This window comes from Deltaproteobacteria bacterium (assembly GCA_029210625.1).
Classification (GTDB): domain Bacteria; phylum Myxococcota; class Myxococcia; order SLRQ01; family SLRQ01; genus JARGFU01.
In genome coordinates this window covers 39492-60527 of the sequence record JARGFU010000026.1, presented here as the reverse complement: position 1 = coordinate 60527, position 21036 = coordinate 39492, and the positions used below count along the sequence as shown (strand labels likewise).

The 21036-nt window shown below is 71.9% G+C and carries 20 protein-coding genes; 10 read left to right on the top strand and 10 right to left on the bottom strand.

Annotated features, from left to right (window positions below; genetic code table 11):
* Window positions 1–24 precede the first annotated feature (24 nt).
* Window positions 25–858, bottom strand: coding sequence for a molybdenum hydroxylase (locus tag P1V51_20725; protein ID MDF1565474.1), 834 nt, complete (start codon window positions 856–858; stop codon window positions 25–27).
* A 110-nt stretch (window positions 859–968) separates the two neighbouring features.
* Here P1V51_20725 and P1V51_20720 point away from each other — a divergent pair, with 110 nt between their 5' ends.
* Window positions 969–2174, top strand: coding sequence for a VWA domain-containing protein (locus P1V51_20720; GenBank protein ID MDF1565473.1), 1206 nt, complete (start codon window positions 969–971; stop codon window positions 2172–2174).
* Window positions 2175–2264: 90 nt separating this feature from the next.
* On the opposite strand, the gene P1V51_20715 is transcribed toward P1V51_20720, so the two are convergent.
* The 3 genes from P1V51_20715 to P1V51_20705 are packed head-to-tail and all read right to left on the bottom strand — an operon-like array spanning window position 2265 to window position 4826.
* Window positions 2265–3806 (bottom strand): bifunctional UDP-sugar hydrolase/5'-nucleotidase, encoded by a 1542-nt coding sequence (locus P1V51_20715; GenBank protein ID MDF1565472.1) that lies wholly within the window; start codon window positions 3804–3806, stop codon window positions 2265–2267.
* Window positions 3803–4618, bottom strand: coding sequence for a hypothetical protein (locus P1V51_20710; protein ID MDF1565471.1), 816 nt, complete (start codon window positions 4616–4618; stop codon window positions 3803–3805). The genes P1V51_20715 and P1V51_20710 overlap by 4 nt, the downstream gene beginning before the upstream one ends.
* A gap of 49 nt (window positions 4619–4667) precedes the next feature.
* Complete coding sequence (locus P1V51_20705; GenBank protein MDF1565470.1) at window positions 4668–4826, bottom strand: hypothetical protein; 159 nt, start codon at window positions 4824–4826, stop codon at window positions 4668–4670.
* A 125-nt stretch (window positions 4827–4951) separates the two neighbouring features.
* Here P1V51_20705 and P1V51_20700 point away from each other — a divergent pair, with 125 nt between their 5' ends.
* Together P1V51_20700 and P1V51_20695 are read left to right on the top strand one after the other, a co-directional pair.
* A complete protein-coding gene (locus P1V51_20700; protein ID MDF1565469.1) occupies window positions 4952–6139 on the top strand; it encodes a deoxyhypusine synthase family protein in 1188 nt (395 codons plus the stop codon).
* A gap of 285 nt (window positions 6140–6424) precedes the next feature.
* Window positions 6425–7306 carry a class II glutamine amidotransferase gene (locus P1V51_20695; protein ID MDF1565468.1) on the top strand — a complete coding sequence of 294 codons (882 nt, stop codon included), beginning with the start codon at window positions 6425–6427 and terminating at the stop codon, window positions 7304–7306.
* Between the two features lie 88 nt (window positions 7307–7394).
* Here the strand turns inward: P1V51_20695 and P1V51_20690 are convergent, their stop codons facing one another.
* From P1V51_20690 to P1V51_20675, 4 genes are all read right to left on the bottom strand, one after another.
* Entirely contained in the window at window positions 7395–7730 is a 336-nt protein-coding gene (locus P1V51_20690; GenBank protein MDF1565467.1) for a hypothetical protein, read from the bottom strand.
* 169 nt (window positions 7731–7899) lie between these two features.
* Window positions 7900–11613: a methionine synthase gene (gene metH / locus P1V51_20685; GenBank protein MDF1565466.1), complete on the bottom strand. Its 3714-nt coding sequence runs from the start codon at window positions 11611–11613 to the stop codon at window positions 7900–7902.
* A 278-nt stretch (window positions 11614–11891) separates the two neighbouring features.
* Window positions 11892–12632 carry a hypothetical protein gene (locus P1V51_20680; GenBank protein MDF1565465.1) on the bottom strand — a complete coding sequence of 247 codons (741 nt, stop codon included), beginning with the start codon at window positions 12630–12632 and terminating at the stop codon, window positions 11892–11894.
* A 129-nt stretch (window positions 12633–12761) separates the two neighbouring features.
* Window positions 12762–13535 (bottom strand): DUF1295 domain-containing protein, encoded by a 774-nt coding sequence (locus P1V51_20675; GenBank protein ID MDF1565464.1) that lies wholly within the window; start codon window positions 13533–13535, stop codon window positions 12762–12764.
* 90 nt (window positions 13536–13625) lie between these two features.
* On the opposite strand from P1V51_20675, the gene P1V51_20670 reads away from it, so the two are divergent.
* A complete protein-coding gene (locus P1V51_20670; protein MDF1565463.1) occupies window positions 13626–14201 on the top strand; it encodes a peptidylprolyl isomerase in 576 nt (191 codons plus the stop codon).
* Window positions 14198–14680 carry a VOC family protein gene (locus tag P1V51_20665; GenBank protein MDF1565462.1) on the top strand — a complete coding sequence of 161 codons (483 nt, stop codon included), beginning with the start codon at window positions 14198–14200 and terminating at the stop codon, window positions 14678–14680. Before P1V51_20670 ends, P1V51_20665 begins: the two co-directional genes overlap by 4 nt.
* A gap of 101 nt (window positions 14681–14781) precedes the next feature.
* Here P1V51_20665 and trxA read toward each other — a convergent pair whose 3' ends face one another.
* Window positions 14782–15156 carry a thioredoxin gene (trxA, locus tag P1V51_20660; GenBank protein ID MDF1565461.1) on the bottom strand — a complete coding sequence of 125 codons (375 nt, stop codon included), beginning with the start codon at window positions 15154–15156 and terminating at the stop codon, window positions 14782–14784.
* A 165-nt stretch (window positions 15157–15321) separates the two neighbouring features.
* On the opposite strand from trxA, the gene P1V51_20655 reads away from it, so the two are divergent.
* Window positions 15322–15477, top strand: coding sequence for a hypothetical protein (locus tag P1V51_20655; GenBank protein MDF1565460.1), 156 nt, complete (start codon window positions 15322–15324; stop codon window positions 15475–15477).
* Here the strand turns inward: P1V51_20655 and P1V51_20650 are convergent.
* Window positions 15474–17657 (bottom strand): RecQ family ATP-dependent DNA helicase, encoded by a 2184-nt coding sequence (locus tag P1V51_20650; GenBank protein ID MDF1565459.1) that lies wholly within the window; start codon window positions 17655–17657, stop codon window positions 15474–15476. The two genes, P1V51_20655 and P1V51_20650, sit on opposite strands and share 4 nt — an antisense overlap.
* A 209-nt stretch (window positions 17658–17866) precedes the next feature.
* Here P1V51_20650 and P1V51_20645 point away from each other — a divergent pair, with 209 nt between their 5' ends.
* From P1V51_20645 to P1V51_20630, 4 genes are read left to right on the top strand one after another with little or no spacing between them, the layout of a single operon-like run.
* The gene (locus tag P1V51_20645) at window positions 17867–18283 is read left to right on the top strand and encodes a response regulator (GenBank protein MDF1565458.1); all 417 of its coding nucleotides are present in this window, start codon (window positions 17867–17869) and stop codon (window positions 18281–18283) included.
* A 12-nt stretch (window positions 18284–18295) separates the two neighbouring features.
* The gene (locus tag P1V51_20640; GenBank protein MDF1565457.1) at window positions 18296–18901 is read left to right on the top strand and encodes a chemotaxis protein CheW; all 606 of its coding nucleotides are present in this window, start codon (window positions 18296–18298) and stop codon (window positions 18899–18901) included.
* A gap of 5 nt (window positions 18902–18906) precedes the next feature.
* Window positions 18907–20415: a tetratricopeptide repeat protein gene (locus P1V51_20635; protein MDF1565456.1), complete on the top strand. Its 1509-nt coding sequence runs from the start codon at window positions 18907–18909 to the stop codon at window positions 20413–20415.
* Entirely contained in the window at window positions 20412–21005 is a 594-nt protein-coding gene (locus P1V51_20630) for a chemotaxis protein CheW (GenBank protein ID MDF1565455.1), read from the top strand. Before P1V51_20635 ends, P1V51_20630 begins: the two co-directional genes overlap by 4 nt.
* Window positions 21006–21036 lie beyond the last annotated feature (31 nt).

Sequence of the window (21036 nt, the reverse complement as noted above, 5' to 3'; positions counted from 1 at the left end):
GGGGAGGTCCGCCGAGAGAGGCGATCACTCCGAAGCGGTCGGCTGATTCTGGGGCGATATCCCGGCAAGTTCCAGGGCCGTGCAGGCTGCCCGGCCCAGCGCCTCGGCCTTGTCGGTGAGGGTCTGCAGCAGGGACCGGTCCCGCCGGGGATCCACGTCCCCTATCTTGTGGCCCGCGCCCACCCTCACGCCATCGAGCTTGAGCCCCCGCACCATGCCGGCGACGCCGCTCGTGACGTCCTGGCCGCCCACCCGGGCCACCACCTCGCCGGCCTCGACGAAGGCCCCGAGCTCGACCCGGCGCTCGAGGACCCCGGCCACCGGGGAGCGCAGGATGCGCTCCTGGCGCAGGCCCTGGACCTCGCCCGGCACCCCGGTGTGGGCCTCCGCGCTGCCCTCCTGGATCACCCGGCCCAGGGCGGGGCCCCGGTTCGACTCCAGGATCTGGTGGCAGTCCTCCCCCACCGTGAAGCCCGGGCCGATGCCCAGGACGTGGGGGCCGCCCGGCGCGAGGTGCTGCAGGGGCTCGGTGAGCTGGCGCATCCGGGCGTCGATCAGCACCGCCGGGCGGTAGGAGAGCGCCGCGGGATCCCCGGTGAAGAGGGCCACCCGCCCCGCCGCCCAGGCCGCCTCGATGGCGTCCGGATCGGCCGCGTGGACCACCTCGACCCCCTGCACCTCCAGCACCCCCCCGGGCGCCACCGCCGCCGCGCAGAAGGCCACCCCCAGGCGCAGGGCGCCGGGCAGGGGCCGGTCGAGGACGAGCAGGCGATAACCCTCCCGGTGGAGGGCGTGGCCCACCGCCGAGCCCATCTCGCCGCCACCATGAATGATCACGAGGGTTTGCGCGCTTGCCACCGGCGCATGATACGCGGCGGCGCCTCTTCGACAATGCGTTAGATCCAATTCCGCGCAGATCCGTATCGAGAGGGGAATCCAACGAACCCCCCTCTCGAAGGAGCCCGAAGATGTCCATCCTGCGCCGAACCCTGACCGCTTTCGCCGTCGTCCTGATCTCCGGCGGCTTCGTGACCACCGCCACCCCGGAGACCCCGGCCCGCGCCGACCGCGACGAGAGCGGCGCCAAGGTGGTCGCCCAGGCCCGTGAGAAGACCCAGCGCCCCCGGGTCGAGATGGTCTTCGCCCTCGACACCACCGGCTCGATGGGCGGCCTGATCGCCGGCGCGAAGCAGAAGATCTGGTCCATCGTCAACGAGGTGGCCAAGGGCAAGCCCACCCCCGAGATCCGGGTCGGCCTGGTGGCCTACCGCGACAAGGGCGACGCCTACGTGACCAAGGTCAGCCAGCTCACCGGCGACCTCGACGCGGTCTACAAGGACCTCTTCGCGCTGAACGCCGACGGCGGCGGCGACGGCCCCGAGAACGTCAACCAGGCGCTGCACGACGCGGTCGAGAAGATCGAGTGGAGCAACAAGGAGACCCGGGCCCTGCGGGTGGTCTTCCTGGTCGGCGACGCCCCGCCCCACAACGACTACCAGGACGTGCCCTCCTACCAGAAGACCGTCACCCGGGCCTCCAACAAGGGCATCATCGTCAACACCATCCGCTGCGGCACCTGGGACGAGACCGGCACCCACTTCACCCAGATCGCCTCCCTGGGCGGCGGTGAGTTCCTGACCATCAGCCAGACCGGCGGGATGCTGGCCGTGGCCACCCCCTTCGACGCCGACCTGGCCCGCCTCTCGGGTGAGATGGACAAGACCTACGTGATGAAGGGCAGCAAGGCGAAGCGCGAGGAGGCCGTCGCGGCCCTCGACTCCGCCGCCACCACCGCCGGCAGCGGCGGCGGCTTCGCCTCCGCCGAGCGCGCCATCTTCCGGGCTCGCGCCAAGGCCCCGGCCGCCCCGGCGCCCGCCGCGAAGGCCGACCTGGTCACCGCCTTCGACTTCGGCGACGACGCCGTCGACGGCGAGCTCGCCAAGACCGCCGAGCTGCCCGAGGAGCTCAAGGAGCTGTCGGTGAAGGAGCGCAAGGAGCACCTCAAGAAGAAGTCCGAGGACCGCAAGCGCATCCAGTCCGAGATGAAGGACCTGGCCTCCAAGCGCGAGAAGTGGCTGGCCGAGAACGCCGAGAAGAGCGCCGACAGCTTCGACGAGAAGGTCGGCAGCCTGGTGAAGACCCAGGCCGCGGAGGCCGCGGCGATCGCCTACTAGAAGGAGTTCCTTGGGGGGCGCGCGTCACGGTTGAACCCGCGCCCACCACGCCCTCTCCCCGCGCCGGGGAGGGGGCGTTCTTCTTTGGCCCTACTCCGCCGGCGCGCCTTCCGTCGGCCGCGGCAGCGGCCGGAAGCGGGTGCGATCCTCGAGGAGCTGCTCCAGCGGCTTCTCCTTCGAGGTCTGGGCCCGCTGGATCCAGCCGATGACCGGATCGCGCCAGTGGATCGAGGTGTCCTCGGCGTCCGGATCCTGCTTGCCGAAGAGGTAGCCGTCGCCGCCGCCGTACATGAAGGAGTTGATCAACACGCGGTAGCGCGCCCCGGGGTCCAGCGGCGAGCCGTCGGAGAGGCGGGCCCGGATCTCCCCCTCCTGCAGCTCGTAGGTCAGCCCCGCCACGGCGCCGCCGCAGCAGGCGAGGTTCTCGAGGAGCTCGGCGCCGCTGATCTCGGTGACCACCAGCGAGTTCTCGAAGGGCAGCACCGCCACCACGTCCGCCAGGGTGATGGGCCCCGGCGGGATGTTCTGCCGGAAGGCGCCGGTGTTCGAGAGGGCGATGTCGGCCCGCGGGTAGGCCCCGAGCCAGGCGTCGGTGACCATCGCGTACATCCCGGCGCCGACCTCGATGCCGCTCTCGGTGTGGCCGATGACCTTGCCGAGGTGCTCGTCGATCTTCTTCGTCCAGCGATCGACGGTGGCCTGGATCGCCGGATCGGGGGTGACCGGGTTCTTCCCGCCGGCGGGATAGGAGAGCGCGATCTCCTCGACCTCGGCGTCCACCAAGGCGCCGGTCTCCGGGTTCGCCTTCAGGTCCACCCGGTGGAGCTGCTCGAGGTAGTGGCCTCCCTCGACCACCAGCACCCCGTCCTTCCGGGCGACCACCCGCTCGTGGCAGTGGCCGCCGAACATCACCGCCACCCCCAGCTCGGCGGCCCGGGGGGCCAGCTCGAGGAGGGCGGGCCCGCACATGTGGGTGAGCACCACCACCACCTGGGCGCCCTCCTCGCGCATCTTCGGGACGTTGGCCTCGAGGGCGGCGAGCGCCGGGCCGAAGGTCAGGCCCGCGACGTTCTCGGGCACCGAGATCCGCGGGGTGCCGGGATAGGAGATGCCGAGGATGCCCACCTTCGTGGGGCCGGTCTCGAGGAGCTGGTAGGGCGCGATCCCGGGGAGGGGCTCCCCCTCGGCGGTGAGCACGTTGGCCGAGACGATCGGGTGGTGGGCCTGCGCCAGGCGCTTCGCGAGGACGGCCTGCCCGAAGTCGAAGTCGTGGTTGCCCAGCGCGGCGGCGTCGTAGCCCAGGGCGTCGAAGATCTCGACGGTGGACTCCCCCTGGAAGAAGGCCGAGACCGCCGGGCCGGTCCAGCTGTCGCCCCCCGAGAGCAGCAGCATCCCGGGCGCGTCGGGAGAGAAGCCCTCCTCCTTCAGGTGCCCGGCGAGGTTCGCGGCGCCCGAGAGCACCCGCCCGTCCTTCTCGCGGGCGGCGATGTGCCCGTGCTCGTCGGTGGTGAAGAAGAGGGTGAGCTCCCCGGGGGCGAGCCCGCCCTCCGGCTGCTGCGGCGTCTGGGCCGCCGAGCAGGCGATCAGCAGCAGGGGAAGGAGGAAGAGGGGGAGAGGGAAGCGGCGCCTCATGGTGCGAGTCTCCACTGAGCGAGGGGGACCGGCGCGACCGGCCAGCCCGCGATCCGGGTGCCGGGATCACGATCCCGGCGGCGCAGGGTTGTCGAGACCATCTGTCCGATGGCGAAGGGGATCGAGAAGAAGCCGAAGAGGGTGCCGGCCCAGAAGAGCCCGGCGCCCGGCCCGACGATGGCGAGGGTGAGCAGGACCTCGGAGATCGCCCAGAGGACGAAGGCGGTCCGCCCCATCCAGATCGCGCCGGCGGGCGCCTTCGGATCGTAGAGGGCGTGGGCCGCCACGGTGGACCAGTGGGCCATCGCGCCAGCGCCGATCAGGAAGAGGGAGAGGCCCCCCAGGCCGAAGAGCCCCATCGCGGTGGTCACGCTGATGCAGTCGCGCCCCCCGCAGGGCCAGATCTCGTGGAGGGCCACCGCCGCCGAGAAGGGGAGGATGCCGGCGGCGGTCACCCCCGCGGCGCCGTAGGCCATGTTCATCCGGAAGCGGTAGCGCGAGTGGTAGAGGGCGCCGAGGTCCACGACCTCGCCCTGCGCGACCCGCAGGAGGGGCGGCGCGCTCAGGTGGAGGGGCCGCTCGCCCGGGGCGGCCGAGGCCACCTTCAGGCCGCCGGGATCGCTCGGCGCCTCGTCCTCCTCCTCGTGCTGCTCCTCCTCCGTCCAGGGCTGCCACCCCTCGGCCGCCTCGGCCGGCGAGAGGGCCTCGGCCACCTCGGCCAGGGCGCGCGCCTGCGGCGCCCCGGCGAGCAGGGCGGCGAGGAAGAGGAGCGCCCACCTCGACCGGGTGGGCGGATGTCGCCAGAGAACCACTTCGATCCGCGAGTCTATCCCGGTCGGACAGGCTTCGCCGGTTTGTGGACTAGCGGGGCGACTTCCCGGGATCCTGCTGGCAGAGGCGCCGGATCTCCTCGTCGGCGAGCCCCATCCGGCGCAGGAAGGCCATCGATCCCACGAAGGACGCGATGGCCTCGTCGAGGCCGGGGCTCCGAGTGATCTGGTCCAGCCAGCTCCTCTCCACGGGGCGCTCTGGTTTGGTCGGGGGCACGCCTCGACGCTAGCGCGGTATCGGCCCCGGTCAACTTTCCTTTCGTGGGTGGGACGAGGCCTCTCGTGCTATGAGCCCCGGGGAAGAAGGAGAACGCCATGGCCACGCGCAAGGACCCCACCAAGCCCAAGCACAGCACCCGCACCCTCGAGCGCCACTTCGCCCGCGCCCCCGAGGTCGACCCCCGGCCGATCACCGGCAAGGAGCGTCCCCTCGACCTCCTCGAGCACGCCTTCCCGGCCTTCGTCGGCCGTCAGGTGCGCGACGCCTACCGGCTGATGGAGCGCAGCATGGCCGAGGACCACGCGATCTTCCTCACCCTCTCCGGGGCCATGACGCCGGCGGGCTTCCACCAGAGCGTGATCATCCCGCTGATCGAGCGCGGCGTCGTCTCCTGCCTGACCACCACCGGCGCGAACCTCTACCACGACGCCCACCGGGTCATCGGGCACCGCATCCGCGAGGTCGATCCCGAGGGCGGCGATCTCGCCTACCGCCTGGCCCGGGTGATCCGCATCTACGACCTGGGCTTCGTCGAGGAGACCCTCCTCGACACCGATCGCCTCTTCTCGGCGATCCTCATGCGCCCCGAGTTCCAGCGGAAGATGACCACCCCCGAGCTGCACTTCCTCCTCGGCAAGGCCCTCCACGAGGTCGAGAAGGTCCTGGGGGTCGAGCGCCCCTCGCTCCTCTCCACCTGCTACGCGAAGCGGGTGCCCATCTTCGTCGGCGCGGTGCAGGACGGCTCGATCTTCCTCAACGTGGTGAAGCTGCGGCAGCTCTACCCGGACGACTTCAAGCTGGAGATCGATCTGGCCGAGGACGTCTTCGAGATGGCGGCGCTGCAGCACCACGTCCGGCAGACCGCCTCGGGCAAGGCGGCGGTCTGGATCTTCGGCGGCGGCGTGCCCAAGAACTACACCCTCCAGGGCGAGCCCACCCTCGACCAGATCCTCCAGGTCCCGGCGCGGGGCTTCGACATCGACCTGCAGTTCTGCGTCGATCCGGTCGACAACGGCGCCCTCTCCTCCTGCCCCGCCGGCGAGGGACACACCTGGGGCAAGGTCAGCGCCGACGCCGTGGCCCGGGGCAGCCAGTACGTCCACTGCGACATGACGGCGGTGGTCCCCTTCCTGGTCAGCGCGCTCTTCTCCAGCAAGCAGGGCCGGCGCAAGCCGCGACGCCTCTACGACCAGCGAGGCGAGGCGCTCGAGACCCTGCGCAAGGCGGTGCGCCGCCGCCGCCGCGCGCTCGAGGAGAGCGCCTCCCACCCGGCGATTCCTTGACGCACTGCGACGGACCCGGGCGCGAGATCCTTCAGTATTTGCACCGGGATAGAGGGGTTTCGCTGCGTTTTTTACGCGGGGACCCCCGGGGATCTCGCAGAAGATGCATCGATCCTGCGGGGTGGTGGCTCTGACCGGGTAGCGAGGGCCCCTTTTGAGGAAGCGGCCCCGTGCTTGCACGGTGGACCGGGAGTTCGATCCGAGGGTCGCCGGGGACCTACGGGTTTACCCCCGCTCCTGCGCCTGCTCGTGTCCTCTGCCCCAGGAGATCCCCCCTCGATTCCCATGTGTGAGCTCTTCGCAGCGAGCGCCCGGCGCCCGGTCAACGTGAACCTCTCCTTCGAGACCTTCTCGAGGCGCGGGGGCGCGACCGGACCGCACGCCGACGGCTGGGGGATCGCCTTCTTCGAGGGGCCCGACGCCCAGATCCTGCGGGAGAGCGAGGCCGCCGCGCACAGCGAGTGTGCCCGCTTCGTCGAGCACCACGACCTGCGCTCGAACCTGGTGATCTCCCACATCCGCAAGGCGACCATGGGCGCGCGCACCCTGCGCAACACTCAGCCCTTCGCCCGGGAGCTCGGCGGCCGCCTCCACGTCTTCGCCCACAACGGCAACCTCGAGAACCTGCGCCGGCAGCCGTGGCGGCGCCTCGACGCCTACCTCCCCCTGGGCGACACGGACTCGGAGCAGGCCTTCTGCACCCTGATGGGTGAGATGCGCGGGCTCTGGCGGCGGGTGCAGGGCCTGCCACCCCTGGCCGATCGCCTGGAGGTGGTGAGCACCTTCGCGCACCGCATCAGCCGGCTGGGTCCGGCGAACTTCCTCTACAGCGACGGCGACGTGCTCTTCGCCCACGGCCACCGGCGCACCCAGGAGGACGGCTCGATCGTGGCCCCGGGGCTGCACCTGCTGCGGCGCACCTGCACCGAGCCCACCGTGCACGAGCTCGAGGGCGCGAAGATCCGCACCGACACCGCCCGCCAGGAGGTGGTGCTGATCGCCAGCCGCCCGCTCTCGGACGAGCCCTGGCAGCCGTTGATGGAGGGCGAGATCGTGGCCATCGCGAACGGCCGGGTGCTGGCGAACAGCCTGCCGCCGCCGCGCAGAGAGTACGGCACCGCCACCACTTCGGCGGACGGGGACGCCGCGCTCGTGGCTGCGGGCTGATCCCGACGCCCGGGGCGTCGGCCGCGAGCTACGAGCTTCGAACTGGTTGCGAGCTCGCAGCCCGCAGCTCACAGCTCGTAGCCGGTTTTCAGTGCCGCACCTCGCGCAGATCGAAGTAGAGCTCGTGCTCCGATCCGCACTGCTGGCAGCGAGAGCGCGCGACCCGCATGGTGCCCTCCGGCTCCAGCTCGGAGGCCCCCTGCGGCGACTCGAGGACGCCGCCGCAGTGGCAGCGGGTCCCGCCGATCACCTCCTCGACCTCGTCGAAGTCGGTGACCCGCCAGGGCCGCTCCGGGCTACGTCCCGGCCGCGCCTCCCAGGTCTGGCGACGGAGCTTCCTCGCCAGGCGGCTGCCGAGGATCGCGCCGCCGACGATCGCCCCGCCGAGGGCGAGGAGGCCGGGGAGGAGAGGGATTCTTCTCATGGCTTCGATTCTACCACATGGGATCGAACCGCTCTGGGCCCCTCACATTCCCGGGTCCGTCGGCACACGTCCACGTACACGGCCTTTCCGAGGGCTCGCTGCACCCTCACCCAAGGCCCACGGGAGAACCCGTGTACGTGGACGTGTACGTGGACGTGAACGAGACGCCTCAGCCCGCCGTCGCCTTCAAGGGCGACCGAGGCTCATACCCGAGATTACTCGCCAGCCACCGCTCGGTCTCCTGGATCGAGCGGCCCTTGCGCGCCGAGTAGTCCTGGACCTGATCCTCACCCACCAGCCCGACGTTGAAGTAGCGGGCCTCGGGGTGCTGGAAGTAGAGGCCGCAGACGCTGGCGGCGGGGCTCATCGCACCGTTCTCGGTGAGCTCGACGCCGATCTCCTCGGGGGCGAGGAGCTCGAAGAGCTTCTGCTTCTCCGAGTGATCGGGGCAGGCGGGGTAGCCGATGGCCGGGCGGATGCCGCGGTAGTGCTCGGCGATCAGCTCGCTGGTGGGCAGCTCCTCCCCGCGGGCGTACCACTCGTGGCGGACCCGCTCGTGGAGCAGCTCGGCGAAGGCCTCGGCCAGGCGATCGGCCAGGACCTTCACCATGATCGCGTCGTAGTCGTCGCCGGCGGCCTCGTAGGCGGTGACCAGATCGCTGACGCCCAGCCCGGCGGTGACGACGAAGGCGCCGAGGTGATCGGCCAGGCCCGATCCGACCGGCGCGACGTAGTCGGCCAGGGAGAGGCAGCAGCCCTGGGGGCCGGGCCGCTGCTGCCGGAGGAAGGAGAGGCGCATCCGCTCCTGCTTGCGGCTCTCGTCGGTGTAGAGCACGACGTCGTCGCCCACCGAGGCGGCCGGCAGGAAGGCGTAGCGCGCCCGCGCCCGGATGCGCTGCTCGCGGACCAGCTTCTCGAGCATCTGCTTCGCGGCCGCGAAGAGCTCCTTCGCCGCGGGCCCCTTCTGCGGGTCGTCGAGGAGCTCGGGGAAGCGCCCCTTGATCCCCCAGGAGACGAAGAAGTACTGCCAGTCGATGTAGCGGGCGATGTCCCGCAGGGACCACTTCTCGAGGGTGCGGACGCCCTCGACCGCCGGGGCGGGCACGAGCTGCTCACTCCACTCGAGCTTCTGCGAGCGCTCCCTCGCCTCGGCGTAGGAGACCAGCCCCGCGCCATCCCTGCCGGCGTGCAGGCCGCGCAGCCGCGCCTGCTGCCGCGAGACCTCCTCGGTGAAGGCCGGGCGGCGGCCGGGATCGACGAGGTGGGCGACCACGTCGACGACCCGCGAGGCGTCGAGGACGTGGACCGTCGGTCCCTCGTACTCCGGGGCGATCTTCACGGCGGTGTGCGGGTTGCTGGTGGTCGCGCCCCCCACCAGCAGGGGCAGGGTGAGCCCCCGGCGCTGCATCTGGGCCGCGACCCGGGACATCTCGTCCAGGGAGGGCGTGATCAGCCCCGAGAGGCCGATCAGATCGACCCCCTCGGCCTCGGCGGTGTCGAGGATCTTGTCGGCGGGCACCATCACGCCCAGGTCCAGGACCTCGTAGCCGTTGCAGCCCAGGACCACCCCCACGATGTTCTTGCCGATGTCGTGGACGTCCCCCTTCACCGTGGCGAGCAGGATCTTCGGCGCGCCGCGCTTGCCGCTGCGCCGCGGCTGATCGCCGTTCTCGTCGTCCATGAAGGTCTCGAGGTGGGCCACGGCCCGCTTCATCACCCGGGCGCTCTTCACCACCTGGGGCAGGAACATCTTCCCGCTGCCGAAGAGGTCGCCGACGACCTTCATGCCGTCCATCAGCGGCCCCTCGATCACCGCGAGGGGATCGCCGAGCTTCAGCCGTAGCTCCTCGGCGTCCTCGACGATGTACTCGTCGAGGCCCCGCACCAGGGCGAGCTCCATCCGCTTCTCGGCCGGGGCCTCCCGCCAGGAGAGGTCCTCCTTGCGGGTCTTCGCCTCGCCCCGCACCTGCCCGGCGAGCTCCACCAGGCGGTCGGTGGCGTCCGGGCGCCGCTGGAAGAGGACGTCCTCCACGTGCTCCCGCAGGGTGGGCTCGATCTCGTCGACCACCGCCAGCTGACCGGCGTTGACGATGCCCATGTCGAGGCCCGCCTCGATGGCGTGGAAGAGGAAGACGGCGTGCATCGCCTCGCGGACGAGGTCGTTTCCGCGGAAGGCGAAGCTGAGGTTGGAGATGCCGCCGCTGACGTGGGCGCCGGGGCAGCGCTCCTTGATGAGGCGCACCGCCTCGATGAAGCTCACCGCGAAGGCGTCGTGCTCGGCGATGCCCGTGGCCACGGCGAGGACGTTGGGGTCGAAGATGATCTCCGAGGGAGGCATCCCGACCTCCTCGATGAGCAGCCGGTAGGCCCGCTCGCAGATCTCGACCTTGCGCTCCGTGGTCTCGGCCTGGCCGCGCTCGTCGAAGGCCATCACGATGATGGCGGCGCCGAAGCGGCGGATCCGGCGGGCCTTGTCGATGAAGTCCTCCTCCCCCTCCTTGAGGGAGATGGAGTTCACCACCGCCTTGCCCTGGATGTGCTCGAGGCCCGCCTCGATGACCGAGAAGCGCGAGCTGTCGATGACGATCGGCACCCGGGAGATCTCGGGCTCGGCCGAGAGCAGGGAGAGGAAGCGCCGCATCTCGGCCTCGGCGTCGAGCATCCCCTCGTCCATGTTGATGTCGATGAGGTTGGCGCCGGCCTCGACCTGCCGGGCGGCGACCTGCAGCGCCTTGTCGTACTCCCGGTCCTTGATGAGGCGGGCGAAGCGCCGGGAGCCGGTCACGTTGGTGCGCTCGCCGATCATCTGGAAGTTGGAGTCGGGGCGGATCGAGAGCGGCTCGAGGCCGGCCAGCTTCAGGCCCCTGTCCCCGGGGGAGGAGAGGCGGCGCGGCTCGAGGCCGTTGACCGCCTCCCCGATGGCCCGGATGTGCTCGGCGGTCGTCCCGCAGCAGCCGCCCACGAGGTTCACCCAGCCCTGCCGGGCGAAGCCCGCCAGCAGCGCCGCGGTCTCGGCGGGCTGCTCGTCGTACTCGCCGAAGGCATTGGGCAGGCCGGCGTTGGGGTAGACGAAGGTGTAGGTACTGGGCGCCAGCCGGGAGAGCTCTTCGACGTGGGGCGCCAGCGCCGCGGCCCCCAGGGCGCAGTTGAGGCCGACCGCGAAGGGGCGGGCGTGCGCCACCGAGATCCAGAAGGCCTCGAGGGTCTGGCCGGAGAGGGTGCGGCCGCTCTGGTCGGTGATCGTCACCGAGAGGAGCACCGGCACCCGCTCGCCGCGGGCCTCGAAGACCTCCTCGATCGCATGGAGGCAGGCCTTCGCGTTGAGGGTGTCGAAGATGGTCTCGACCAGGAGCAGGTCGACGCCGCCCTCGAGGAGGGCCTCGATCTGCTCGGCGTAGGCCTCGCGCACCTGTCCGTAGCTCACGGCCCGGTAGCCTGGATCCTCGACCTTCGGGGAGAGGGAGAGGGTGACGTTCAGGGGCCCCACCGAGCCGGCCACGAAGCGGGGGCGGCCCGGGGTCTTCGCGCTCCAGGTGTCGACCGCCCGGCGCGCGATCCGGGCGGCCTCCCGGTTGAGCTCGGCGCAGACGGCCTCGGTGCCGTAGTCGGCCTGCGGGATCCGCGTCGCGGTGAAGGTGTTGGTCTCGACGATGTCCGCGCCGGCCTCGAGGTAGGCCTCGTGGACCGCCTGCACGATCGCCGGCTGGGTGAGGCAGAGCAGGTCGTGATTGCCGGTGAGGTCCTGGGGGTGGCCGGCGAAGCGGTCCCCCCGGTAGGCGGTCTCGTCGAGCTTGTAGTCCTGCAGGGCCGTACCCATGGCCCCGTCGATCAGGAGGATTCGCTCGGTGAGGGCGGTCCGCAGGAGGGTGTCGTTGCGCTTCATCGTGCTCTTTTCCGAGGGCCGGGGATGGGGGAGTGGGCCTTTATCACCGAAGAACGGCTTAAAAGAAAAACCCCCGCTGGTTCGATGAACCGGCGGGGGCTTTTGCGCCTAGGCGCTCGGCTCATTAGCAGGAATTTGGATCGGCAGTCGCTCCCTTACTGCCACCACGCCCCTGCAATTGGCCATAACTCGGCGCGGTTATTCGTAGTTATGGGGCAGTATGATCCGGCCATCGGGGCCGTCAAACGGAAAAGTTCGATTCTTCACTTTTTCCTCGATCAGCCCCCGAAGGCGGTGGTGAAGCCGAGGGTCCCCACCCAGCCCGGGGAGGCGGCCTGCTCGAGGTGCACGCCCACCCCCAGGCTCAGGAGGTGGCGCTCGCCCAGCTCGAGGAGGCCGGCCGCCATGAGGTCCAGGCCCACCGGCTCCCCGGCGCCGGGCAGGGCGACCACGGTCTCGGCGCCCAGCTGGAGGCCCTCTCCGGCCGGCAGGAGGAGCATCCCCCCGCCCTCGAGGGAGGGGGTCGCGGCGCTCTGCTGGCCCAGCCCATCCAGGGCCGTGCCGGCGCAGAGGCTGACCAGCCAGCGGGCGCGCTCCCAGGTCAGGACGGCGTGGGCTCCCAGGCCGTGCCCCTCGCCGGCGGTGCCCCCCTGGCCCACCCGGAGATCCAGGCGCAGCGCGAGGGCCGGCAGCAGCCCCTCCCCCTCCAGGGCCCGCCACTTGAGGTCCAGCACCGGATCGTCCATGGCGCCGCTCCAGGCGTAGCCCAGGCCGATCCCCAGATCGAGGGTCTCCAGGATGCCGGCGTGGAGGGCCAGGCCGGTGGAGAGCCCCAGCCCCTCGACCGCCGCCTGCTCTCCGGCGAAGGAGAGCTCGACCTCGGCGGCGCCGGCGCCCACGGTGCCCGCATCGTCGGTGGCCAGGGGGTGGACCGCCGACGCGGCCGCGGGAGCGAGGGCGAGGAGGGTGAGGAGGATGCGGCCTGAGGGGCCGGGAAGACGGGGGAGCCGTGCCTTCATGGTGGACCTCGTGCTAAGTTGCGAATGATTCGCAAGACCATTCATGGGCGAGACGAGGTCAGCTGACAAGAGCCCGGCAGCACCCCCCGGGGCGGTCGTGACCGCCCGGGAGGCCACGGCGGCGGGGCTTCAGAGGACGAAGGGGAGGAGGGCTCTTCGCCCGGGCGGGTAGTCGGGGAAGTTCTCCCGGTACCAGCGGTGGTGCTGCAGGGCGCGGGGGGCGAGGTTGCAGGCGGTGAAGATCGCGAAGGCCGCCCCGATCAGGGAGCCGGTGGCGAGCGCCCAGCCGATCCACTGCACGATCTCGGCGAGGTAGTTGGGGCAGGAGACCCAGGTGAAGAGGCCGCCCCGGGGGATGGCGTAGCCGCCGGGGTTCGCCTCGCGCAGGCGCAGGAGCCGGGCATCGGAGGCGCGGTTGAGCCCGAAGCCGGCGAGGAAGAGGAGGACGCCCCCGAGGAAGCGAGGGTCGAGCAGCCACGCGACCGGGTGTCGCTCCAGGCCGACGGCCAGCCCGTTGGGGGGGCCGTTGAGGAGGTTGAAGGAGAAGCCCATCCCGACGACCGCCAGCGGCATCGGCCGGTAGGGGTCCCGCAGCCGGCGGGGATAGAGGAGATCCCGGTCGCCGTAGTGGAGGATCCAGAGGGCGAAGAGGATCCAGCTCGCCGGATCGACCGGGGCGCGCAGGCCCGGACCGACCAGGTGGTAGAGGGCCACCCCGACGAAGCCGAAGAAGGCCGGGGCCTCCATCAGGTGCCAGCCGCGCCGGGCGCCGATCGAGGGCCCCCACCCCGCCCGGGCGTGGCGGCCGTAGGGCGCCGAGAGGAAGGTCAGGGCGATCACCGCCGCCAGCCCCAGGGCCAGGATCGAGAGGGCCCCCGCCTGCAGGATCGTCTCCGCGCTCACGGACGCCATCCTGCGGCAGGTGCGGCAGGGCGGACAAGCGGGTGCGGCGCGCCTTCCCATCCGATCGCGGTCGCGCTACCACCCTTGCGCATGACACTGAAGAACCTTCCCCCGGAGCTCCCCTCGGTCGCCGGCCCGATGCACGCGGTGCTGCACACGACCCAGGGACAGATCAAGGTCAAGCTCTTCGCCGACGAGGCGCCCGTCACGGTGGGCAACTTCGTGGGTCTGGCCGAGGGCACCATCCCCTGGGTCGACCCCATCTCCAACCAGGAGAAGCGGGGCGTGCCCTTCTACGACGGGATCAAGTTCCATCGGGTGATCCCCGACTTCATGATCCAGTGCGGCGACCCCAAGACCCGCGCCGATCGCTCCGACTGGGGCACCGGCGGTCCGGGCTACCGCTTCGACGACGAGTTCGCGCCGGGGCTGAACCACAGCAGGCCGGGCATGCTCTCGATGGCCAACGCCGGCCCGGGCACCAACGGCTCGCAGTTCTTCGTGACCGAGGTCCCGACCCCCTTCCTCGACAACAAGCACGCGGTCTTCGGTGAGATCGTGGCGGGCCTCGAGATCGTCAAGCAGATCGCCCGGGTGCCCCGGAACTCCCGCGACTGCCCGAACACCCCGGTGGTGCTCGAGCGGGTCGAGATCGTCCGCGGTTGAGGCGGACCCTGCGCCGGCTGACCGGCCTCCTCCTGCCCCTGCTCGCGGCCTGCGCGACGAGCGGGGGCGCCCGCCCCACCATGAGCGCCTCCCCCACCCTCGTCGTCCTCTACGTGGCCGACCAGGCGAGCGCGCGGGACTTCTACGTCGAGGTCCTGGGCGTCGCGCCGAACCTCGACGTCCCGGGGATGACCGAGCTCACCCTGCCGGGCGGCGCCCTCCTCGGGCTGATGCCGGAGGCCGGGATCAAGCGCCTGCTCGGCGAGGCCCTCCCGGACCCCGCCGCGGGCTCGGGGGTGCCGCGGGCCGAGCTCTACCTGCGGGTGGAGGAGCCGGCGGCCTTCCACGCCCGGGCCCTCGCGGCGGGCGCGCGGGAGCTCTCGGCGCTCGCGCCCCGGCCCTGGGGGGACGAGGCGGCCTACAGCCTCGATCCCGACGGCCACGTCCTGGCCTTCGCCCGGACGCTCCCGGCGCCTTAAAAAGGCAGCGCCCGAAGCCGCCGTCCCAAAGGCGGGGGAGAAAAGATCCTGGGACGACAGCCCGGGCGCGGCCGGGTCGAATCGGTCGTACTGCGCTGTGACTAGTTGGCGTGCTTCGCCTGGTGCTCGGCGACCTTCTTGCGGACGTCCTCCATGTCGAGGGACTCGACCTGGCCGACGACGTCGGAGAGGGCCGAGGCCGGCAGGGCGCCCGGCTGGGCGAAGACGCCGATCTGCTCGCGGAAGGCCATGAGGGTCGGGATCGAGCGGATCTGGAAGGCGGCGGCGAGCTCCTGCTCCTCGTCGGTGTTCACCTTGGCGAAGACCGCGCCGGGGTGCTTGGCCGCCTCGGCCTCGTAGGTCGGCGCGAAGGCGCGGCAGGGACCACACCAGGGGGCCCAGAAGTCGACGAAGACGATGTCGTTGTTCTGGATGGTCTCTTCGAAGTTTTCCTTGGTCAGGTTGATGACGGTCATGGAACTTCTCCTCAACAAAGATTGGTTTCGACCCGCGCTGCCGAGCTCCCCGGCTGCGCATTCACCCCATGGGAGCCACCGACCTCACCAGAGGATTCACGGCTCCCGGGGCGCCTCTTCAAGTTAGGTTGGGAATCCCGCTCGCGCCCCTGCGGTTGAGGCAGCGTGGAGGAGACCCCTCGCGGCCGGGCTCTGCCCCTCGCCCTCGGCGTCCTCTTGCTCGGCGCGCTGCCCGCGCGGGCCGACGCGCCCGCAGAGGTGCACCCGATGGTCCGCCACGCCCGCGCGCCGCTCGGCGTGCCCTACCACCCCGGCGACTAGCCGTCCCGGAGGAGCTCGAGGAGGGCGGCGCCGTACTTCTCGAGCTTCTTCGGGCCCATGCCGGGCACGCCGAGCAGGGCCTCCTCGCTCCTCGGCTGCAGGGCGGCGATCGCGGCGAGGTGCTTGTCGTGGAAGATCACGTAGGGCGGCACGCCCTGCTCGCTCGCCAGCCGGCTGCGCAGCTCGCGCAGGCGCTCGAAGAGGGCCTCGTCCACCGGGCCGAAGCTCTCGGGGGACGGCGCCCCCTTCTTCTTGCGCCGCCGGGGCGCCGCGGCCCTCGCGGCCCGCTCGCGGGCCCGCGCCTCGTCGAGGGCGGCGGTGACCTGATCCTCGTCGGCCAGCGCGGCGATCTCGCCGGGGACCTCGGCGGCGCCGGCGAGGACGGCCCGGCCCCGGGCGGTGATCGTGATCACCGGGTAGGGATCGTGGTGCACCGAGAGGAGCGCCGCCCCCACGCAGCGGTCGAGGACCTGCTCGGCGGCGGCGAGGGCGCCGCCTCCCAGGCAGGCGAAGCTGCCGGCGGCGGGGTGACGGACCAGCGAGGTGCGCTCGAGGCCCGGGGCATCCTCGCCCGCCAGGGCGGCGGCGAGCTTGCGGCGGCCGAAGGGGAAGTCGGTGGAGTCGACGAGCGCGAGGGCCGCCCGGACCCTCTCGTAGGAGGCCTCGGAGAGCTCGAGCGTCGCCCCTCCCCGGGCGAGGGCCGCCTCGCAGGCATCGCAGCTCCCGCAGAGCTCGCCCGGGGCCGGGCCGTCGCGATCCCCGAAGTAGTCGAGGAGGGCGCGGCGCCGGCAGAGGGCCCGGCCGGCGTAGGTGACCATCCGCTCGAGGCGGGCCTCCTCCAGCTGGCGGAAGAGCAGGAGCCCCTCGCGATCGACCCGCAGCCCCGAGCGGGGGGCGGTGTCGAGGAGGCGCAGGCGCAGGCGGCCCTCCTCGTCCTCCTCGGCCTCCTCGGGGCGCAGGTGCCCGGCCTTCTCGAGGAGGCGCAGGATCACCGGGACGACCCCGGCCTCGACCCCCGCGCGCTCGGCGAGCTCCCGGGTGGTGCCGGCGCGGACCTGCCCCGGCCGCCCCCCGGTGGAGAGGCGCTCCCAGACCCGGTCGAGATCGGCGGGGCTCGGCGTCCCCTTCTCGATGAAGAAGCGGCGCAGGCGCAGGTCGCCCAGCCCCCAGAGGAGGATCGCCTTCGCGGGCTCGCCGTCGCGGCCGGCGCGGCCGGCCTCCTGATAGTAGGCCTCGACGCTGCCGGGCAGGTCGTGGTGGAGCACCAGGCGGATGTCGGCCTTGTCGACGCCCATCCCGAAGGCGTTGGTGGCGACCACCACCGGCGTCTCCCCCGACATGAAGGCGTCCTGAGCCTGCGCGCGCTCCTCGTCGCCGAGGCCGGCGTGGTAGGCGATCGCCGGGACGCCCTTGCCCCGCAGGAGCTCGGTGAGGGCCTCGGTGTCCTTGCGGGTGCCGCAGTAGACGATGGCGCTGGCGTCCTCCCCGTGCTGCTCGCGCAGGGCCCCGAGGTGGTGCAGCACGCGGGCGGCCTTCAGCTTCTTGCCGGCGAGCTGCTCGGCTCCGAAGAAGAGCTCGGGGCGATCGAAGCCGTGGACCTCGATCATCGGATCGCGCAGGCGCAGCTCCCGGGCGATGTCGTCGCGCACCTCCTGGGTGGCGGTGGCGGTGAAGCCGGCCAGGCGCTCGGGCGCGAGGAGCTCGCGCACCTCACCGAGGCGGGTGTAGTCGGGCCGGAACTGGTGCCCCCACTGGGAGATGCAGTGGGCCTCGTCGATGGCCATCAGGGAGAGGGGCACCCCCTGGATCCTCTCGAGGAAGCCCGCCGCCCCGAAGCGCTCGGGCGCGACGTAGAGGAGCTTCACCTCCCCGGCCCGGACCCGCTCGAGGGTCTCGCGCTGCTCGCCGGCGCTCTGGCTGGAGTTGATCAGGGCCGCCGCGATGCCGTGCTCGCGCAGGGCGTCGACCTGATCCTTCATGAGGGCGATGAGCGGGCTGACCACCAGGGTGAGGCCCGGCAGGAGGGTGGCGGGGAGCTGGTAGCAGAGGCTCTTGCCCGCGCCGGTGGGCATCACCGCCAGCAGGTCGCGGCCCTCGAGGACGGCCTCGACGATGGCCTCCTGGCCCGGCCGGAAGGCCTCGAAGCCGAAGGTCTCCCGGAGCTTGGCGCGCACGTCCATGGCCCGAAGGTCTAGCCGATCCCCCTGACGCGTGGCGAGCGCGCCCCGCCCTTTCGGTAGCGAGACCCGGATCCCGAAAACGGGAACCCGGACCCCCCAGATCCCACGATCGGCGCCTCCTGGCCCGATACGAACAGATCGAGCCTTGGCACCCGCCTTGCTCATGCTCCCTCGCGATGCTGCCCGCCCCCTTCGACGAAGTAGCCACCATGAAGCACCCCGACGAGTCCGGAACCGATTCGCGCCCCTCCCCCGGCGCCACCGGAAAGATCCGCAAGGTCCTCCTGGTGGACGACAGCCCCACCGTGCGCTGCGCGGCCGTGGAGGCCCTCGAGGAGATCGGGCTCGAGGTGATCGAGTCCGACAACCCGATCGGCATCCCCTACCTCCTCTGGAAGGAGTCGCCCCAGCTGCTGATCCTCGACGTGAACATGCCGGCCATGACCGGGGACCGGGTGGCCACCATGCTGCGCAAGGAGAACACCGAGAACATCACGATCCTCCTCTACTCCTCCATCGAGCAGGACGACCTCGCCAAGCTGGCGAAGGAGTGCGGCGCGAACGGCCACGTCCGCAAGACCGCCGACCCCTCGAACCTCGTGCAGGCCGTCCGCAAGTACCTCTAGAGGCGAGCCCGGATGACGACCTCGACCCAGGCCCAGGACGGCGATCTCCTCCGCCGCCTCTCCGAGCTCCAGCGGGAGCTCGCGAAGCTGCGCCGCCAGGTCCAGCCCGAGCGGACCCGGGCCTCGCTGCCGGCGGGCCGCTTCCCGGCGCTCACCCTCAACATCGGCGAGGAGCTCTACGCCGTCCCCCTCGAGATCGTGCGGGAGGTCATCCGGGCGGTCTGGATCACGCCCGTGCCCGAGGTCCCCGAGGCCCTCCTCGGCGCCATCAACCTGCGCGGGAAGATCGTGCCGGTGATCGATGCCCGGCGGCGCGTCGGGCTCCCGGCCTCGGCGGTCGAGCTGGACACGCCCATCGCCATCCTCGCCCCCCCCTCCGGGGCGGTCGGGGTGGTGGTCGATCGGGTGCTCGACCTCATCTCCCTCGACGGCGCCCGCCTCGAGATCGCCACCGGCCCCCTGGCCGACGCCCAGTGCGTGGCGGGGATGGTGCCGGGGCCGGACGACGAGATCATCCAGCTCCTCGACGTCCACCGCCTCCTCGAGCCCGCCTACGGGGTCGAGCTCCCCGAGACCCTCCCCACCCGCCCCCTCGAGGCCCGGGAGGTCGACGCGTGATCCCGGTGACGCAGACCGAGGGCCACTGGCTCGACGAGGCCGCCGCCCTGCTCGACGCGCGGATCGGCCACCGGGTCCTCGACCGGCACCGCCCGGAGCTGGCCCGCACCCTCCGTCAGATCGCGGCCGCCCGGGGCCACGAGCACCCCGAGCAGCTCCTGGCCCATCTACGCGGCGCCTCCCTCGACGACCCCGCCATGCGGGACCTCCTCTCCCGGGTCACCGTCAACGAGTCCTACTTCTTCCGGGACGAGGCGACCATGGCGACCCTGCGCCGCCGGGTGCTGCCCCGCCTCATCGAGAGCCGCTCCTCCACGCGGCTCCTGCGGGTGTGGAGCGCCGGCTGCTCCCGGGGCGAGGAGCTCTACTCCCTGGCGATCCTCCTGGAGAAGCACCTCCCCGATCCTGCCTCCTGGACGATCAACCTGGTCGGCAGCGACGTCGACCAGAACGCCCTGGACGTGGCCCGCAGCGGCCTCTTCGCGGACTGGTCCCTGCGCACCCTCACCCCGGTGGAGAAGGAGCGCCACTTCCAGCGCGAGGGCAGGAAGTGGCGCCTGCAGACCCGCTACCGGCGGGGCGTCACCTTCGTCCAGCAGAGCGTCACCACCGACGCCGCGCCCGCCCCCCACGAGTTCGATCTCCTCTTCTTCCGCAACGTCTCGATCTACCTCTCGGCGGCCCGGACGCGAGAGGCCTTCGAGCGGCTGCGGGCCGCGATGGCGCCCGGCGCCTTCCTCGTGCTGGGTCCCTCGGACCCGCCCCCCCCCTTCCCCTGGCCCACCGAGATCGCGCCGGGGACCCTCCTCTCCCGCCGCCCCGAGGGCCACGAGCGCCCCGAGCAGCCCGCGGGGCCGGAGCAGGGCCTGGCGAGCGTGATCCCCCTGCCTCGCAGGGCCCCCGACATCTTCTCCTTCCTTTCGGATCCGCGGCCGGCGCCGGCCGAATCCCTCCCCCCCGACCTCCACCGGCGTCGGCCCGCGGATCCCTCTTCTCCTTCCTCCCTTGCGGATCCGCGGCCGGCGTCGGCTGAACCCCCCCTCCCCCCCGACCTCTACCGACGTCGGCCTGCGGATCCCTCTCCTCCCTCCCCGACGGGCCTCTCCGACGACCGCCGCTCCCTCGACGAGGTGCGCCGGCTGGCCGACCGGGGTGAGAACGAGGACGCCCTGCGCGGCCTCACCGATCACCTGCGCGCCTTCCCCCTCGATGCGGCGGCGCACCTCCTCGGCGGGATCCTCCACTTCGAGCGCTGCGACCTCGCTGGCGCCGAGGCCTACCTGCGCAAGGCCATCTACCTGGAGGAGAGCTGCGCGTCGGCCCACCTGCACCTGGGGATGGTGCTCGAGCAGCAGGGCGACCTCGCCGGCGCCCGGCAGTCCCTGGGCAACGCGCTGGTGCTCGCCGCGAGCGAGGGCTCCCCGCGCTGCTCGCCCGAGCTCACCCTGGCCGAGGTGGCCCGGATCGCCGGCTCCCAGCTGAGCCGCTTCGCCGAGCGGGGCCGGCCGACGTGAAGCAGGGCGAGACCCCCTCGCGCCGCGGCCTCGACTGGGCCGAGATCCGGGAGCGCCTCCTGCGGGAGCAGGCGGGCCTCGAGGTCGCCCGGAGCGCCGCCGAGCTCGAGCACGAGCTGAAGGCGCGCGCGACCACCCTGGCCCGGACCGAGCGCGCCTCCACCGAGGGGCTGGACCGTCAGCACCTCGCCTTCTGGATCGGGCAGGCCCGCTGCGCCGTGGACCTCGCGCTGGTCGGCGGGGTCGTCACGCCCCGCTGGGTCACCCCCCTGCCGACGGCGCCCCGGCGCCTCTCCCGGGTGATCCAGGTCCAGGGAACGATCGTACCGGTGGCTGATCTCATCGAGGTGCTGGGCGTGAAGCCGCACGACCAGACCTCGACCAAGCGGGCCGTCCTGCTCAGCCTTGGCAGCCGCCATCTTGCCCTCCTGACCCATCGCGCCGAGGAGATCATCCGGCTGGATCCGGACCGCCTCTCCTCCCCCGGGCGCGATGCGTCGGGCTTCATCCGGGGCCTCGCCCCCGACCTGACCCTCGTGCTGGACGGTGAGGCGCTCCTCTCTTCGCTGACCGCCGGCCCTCTCATGTGACGACGGCCACGAGCGAGAGGCGGTGAGGAGG